4 protein-coding genes are annotated in these 3,991 nt (G+C 74.8%); all 4 read left to right on the forward strand.

The genetic code is table 11. From position 1 onward, the window contains the following. Positions 1-78: 78 nt before the first annotated feature. Positions 79-1,491, forward strand: coding sequence for a cytochrome P450 (locus E1291_RS39870; protein WP_131743186.1), 1,413 nt, complete (start codon positions 79-81; stop codon positions 1,489-1,491). A 19-nt stretch (positions 1,492-1,510) separates the two neighbouring features. Beyond that, entirely contained in the window at positions 1,511-2,932 is a 1,422-nt protein-coding gene (locus E1291_RS39875) for a cation:proton antiporter (protein ID WP_131743187.1), read from the forward strand. A gap of 66 nt (positions 2,933-2,998) precedes the next feature. After that, entirely contained in the window at positions 2,999-3,700 is a 702-nt protein-coding gene (locus E1291_RS39880) for a response regulator transcription factor (protein WP_207401210.1), read from the forward strand. Between the two features lie 10 nt (positions 3,701-3,710). Then, positions 3,711-3,991 (forward strand): hypothetical protein (locus E1291_RS39885; protein ID WP_207401211.1); only part of this gene is annotated, 281 nt, incomplete at its 3' end.

Below are 3,991 nucleotides of genomic sequence, written 5' to 3' on the forward strand. Positions count from 1 at the left end.
CGAGGAGGTCGCGCGGGGTCTCGCGCTGTGCGGCTGCGCCCGCGCCGCCGACCTCGACCCGGGGATGGTGCGGCGGACATGCTGACCACCCCCGCCGCGCCCGTCGCACTGGCCGCGCTGTGCGCGGCGGCCGCCGCCCTGGCCGGCCTGCCCTGGTGGCTGCCCGGCCGGATCGTCGCGCTGCGGGCCCGCGTCTTCGCCCGCGTCAACGGGGACGAGGGGATCACGATCCCGGGCGACCTCGTCGGCGCGGACCGGTTCCTGGAGGTCTACTCGCACCCGGCCGCCGGTGGCCGCAGCAGGGGCGCCGCCCTGTCGGACCTGTTCTGGTACTGGCTGTCGCCGGGCGCGCACGTGCACCAGGAGCACCTGGAGGCGGGTGCGCGCTACGACGCGGTCGCGGCCGCCACCCGCGGCTTCCTGGCCGTCCCGCGCGCCGAGGCCGAGGAGGCGGCGGCGCGCTGCTTCGCCCGCGCGATGGCCGCCGCGCCCTCCGGCGGGCGGGCGGTCCGGCTGCGCGACCTGGTGATGCCCGCCTGGGCCGAGTTCTCCTACGAGCTGGTCTTCGGCGAGCCGTGCCCGCGCGAGGCCCGCGACCTGATCGTCGCCAACGCCGAGGACGTCGTCACCTCGCTCAAGTGCACCGGCCTGCGGCACATGGACCGCCGTGACCGCCTGACCCGCTATCTGGCGGGACGCCTGGACGACGTCCGCCACCCCTTGCCCGGCGGCCTGACCCCGGACGAGCAGGCGTTCTACCTCCAGGGCACCTTCTTCAACACGGCGGTCGTGCAGATGTCGGAGGCGACGGCGCACCTGCTGCTCGTCCTCGCCCAGCGTCCCGGCCTGCAGGCGGAGGTGCGCGCCGACACCGGCGACCGCCGCCTCGACCAGGTGATGGCGGAGACGTTCCGGATGTATCCGCTGTTCGGGATCGCCCACCGCATCACCACCGGCGACATCGAGGTGGACGAGCGGACGACGATCCCGGCCGGGTCCGTGCTGTGCTTCGACTATCCGGCCTTCCACCGCTCGGGCGTCGCCGATCCCGGCCGGTTCGACCCGGACCGCTTCACCCCCGCCCGCCGCCGCGAGGCCCGCGCGGCGGGAGGCGAGCGCCACATCCCGTTCGGCGTGGCCGCGAACCGGCCCTGCCCGGCCTGGCGGCTGGCGCCGATCGCGATGCGCGCCGCGGTGCGGGAGGTCCTGCGCGCCCGCGGGCTCGCCTCGTCGGCGGCGCACACCCGGTCGCTGCCCAACCGGGGTCCCTGCCTGCTCCTGCCGCCGGACGAGCCGCCCGGCGGGGCCGCGCACCGCCGGGCGCTGCTGGCGATGCGGCTGCGCGACCGCTGGGAGGACCTCTGGCGGAGCCTCGCGCAGCTCGTCCTCGGCACCCTCATGGTCCGGGACGCGCGCAGGCGGCGGCTGTGCGAGCGCCACTTCGCGGCCGCCGCCGCCCAGGAATGCCCGGTCGCGCACCGATCCGGGTGACCACCGAAGGAGGAGAGCCATGACCGTCCTGGCGCCCACCCCGCCCTCCGTCCCCGCCCACTTCGTCCCCGCCCACTTCGACTCCGCTCACGTCGTCGCCGCGAGCACCGACCCGAACCTGCAGCTGACCCTCAAGGTGCTGCCCGCGCTCGTCGTGATCCTCCTGGCCGCGGCCGTCTGCGGGCGGATCGCGCAGCTGCTGATGCAGCCGCGGGTGCTCGGCGAGATGGTCGCCGGCGTCCTGCTGGGTCCGACGCTGTTCGGCGAGTTCCTGCCGGACGCGCAGGCGTCGGTGTTCCCCGCCGAGGTCAGGCCCGTGCTGTACGTGGTGAGCACCATCGGGCTCACGCTGTACATGTTCCTCGTCGGCGCCGGGCTCGACCACGGCGCGGCGGCGCCCGGCGAGGTGCGGCGGGCGGGCGCGCTCGCGGCGTCGGGGGTCCTGCCGTCCTTCGCGCTCGGCGCGGGGGCGGGACTGCTGCTGTGGGGGACGCTGTCGCGGCCCGACGTCGGCCGGCTGGAGTTCGCGCTGTTCGTTGGCGGTTCCCTGTCGCTGACGGCGTTCCCGATGCTGGCCAGGATGCTGTACGAGCGGGGGCTGGAGAACTCCCCGCTCGGCCGGATCTCGCTGATGGCGGCGTCCGTGGACGACGCCGTGGCGTGGTGCCTGCTCGCGGTCCTGACGGCGGTGCACCTGGAGTCGGGCCTGCCGAGCGCGCTGCGCACCATCGCGCTGTCCGCCGTGTTCACCGCCGTGATGCTCACCGTGGTGACCCGGGCGCTGCGCCCGCTCGGACGCGACTTCGCCCGGACGGGGCGGCTCGGGCCCAACGCCATGTACGTGGTGGTGCTCGTCCCGCTCACGGCGGGGTGGCTGACCGACTGGATCGGGATCTACTCGGTCTTCGGCGGCTTCGTCGCCGGGCTCGCCATGCCCCGTGACGCCGCGTTCCGGCGGGCGGTGCACGACCGCATGATGAGCGTCGTCTCCACGCTGCTGCTCCCGGTGTTCTTCGCCTTCTCCGGGCTGAACACCCACCTCGGCGGGATCACCGGCGGGACCATGCTGCTCGCCCTGTTCACGATCATGGCGGCGGGCTTCTGCGGGAAGTACTTCGGCTGCGCGCTGTCGATGCGCGCGCTCGGCTTCGGCCGGCGCGAGGCGTACGCGGTGGGAGCGCTGATGAACGCCCGCGGCCTGATGATCCTGATCTTCATCAACATCGGGCTGGCCGAGCACATGATCACCCAGGAGCTGTTCGCGATGCTGGTGCTGGTCGCCGTGATCACCACGGCGAGCGCGCTGCCGCTCTACAAGCTGGCCCTTCCCGAACGGCTCGAACCCGCACGCGCGCCGGTCCGCGTGCCCGCGCGGATTGGCTCGGAGCCGAAGGGAGGAGCCACCCAAGAAGACGTATCAACCGCCCGAACGGTTCAATGATCTTCGGAATTGTCCACAACTGTCCGTCCTCTAGACGATCACTCGACACGGTGCCACGGTTGCGTCGTGGCCGCGAAACCGGGCGCCGCAGAACGCTCCCCCCGCTCCCCCCGCCGCCGGCTCCTGATCGTCGAGGACGACCGCGAGCTCGCGCGCATGCTCGCCGGGCTGTTCGCCGAGCAGGGCTACGCGGTCGATCTCGCCCCCGACGGCCAGCGCGGCCTGCACCTCGCGCTGACCGGCGGGCACGATGTGATGATCATCGACCGGGGGCTGCCCGACGCCGACGGGGTCGAGCTGCTGCGGCGGCTGCGCGGCCGCGCCGTCACCGTGCCCGCGCTCGTCCTCACCGCCTTCGGCGCGGTCGCCGACCGGGTCGCCGGCCTCGACGCGGGCGCCGAGGACTACCTGGTCAAGCCGTTCGAGATCGACGAGCTGCTGGCGCGGGTGCGGGCGCTGCACCGCCGGCACCTCGACGAGGCGTGGCTGCTGCCGCTCGGCGCGGGCTGGCTGGACGCCGAGGCCCGCGCCGTCCGGCTGCCGTCCGGGGAGAGCGTGCCGCTGTCGGGCCAGGAGTGCCGATTACTGCGGGCGCTCGCGATCCGCCCGCGGCAGGTGCACACCCGCGCCGCGCTCCGGCAGCGGGTCTTCGACGGCGCCCGGACCGAGTCGATCGTCGACACCTACGTCTACTACCTGCGCGGCAAGCTCGGGCAGGACGTGGTGCGGACCGTCCGCGGCGTCGGCTACCGGGTGGGCGAGCTGTGAGGGGCGAGCGTTGAGGGGCGGCGGCCCCGACCGGCGGCTGCTGGCCCGGGCCCGGCGCCGGATCACCGTCCAGGTGGCGGGCGCGATCTCGGTGCTGCTCGCCGTGGCCGGGACGGTCGTCTACTGCGTCGTCGCCAACGACCAGGACACCTCCGCGCGGCGCGAGGTCGCCGCCGCCGCGCACCGCGCCTCCATCGAGCACCCGCCGCCCTGCGTCTGGCTGTTCGAGACGCGGGCGGGCGCCGTCCACGCCTCCCCCGGCGCCCCGGCCGCGCTGCCGACGCGCGCGCC

Source organism: Actinomadura roseirufa, assembly GCF_900659635.1.
GTDB classification, from domain to species: Bacteria; Actinomycetota; Actinomycetes; order Streptosporangiales; family Streptosporangiaceae; genus Spirillospora; species Spirillospora roseirufa.

What these genes read in the sequence shown, in the direction of transcription:
- E1291_RS39870 (WP_131743186.1), top strand. Translation starts at nt 79, where the DNA reads ATGCTGACCACCCCCGCCGCGCCCGTCGCACTGGCCGCGCTGTGCGCG.
- E1291_RS39875 (WP_131743187.1), top strand. Translation starts at nt 1,511, where the DNA reads ATGACCGTCCTGGCGCCCACCCCGCCCTCCGTCCCCGCCCACTTCGTC.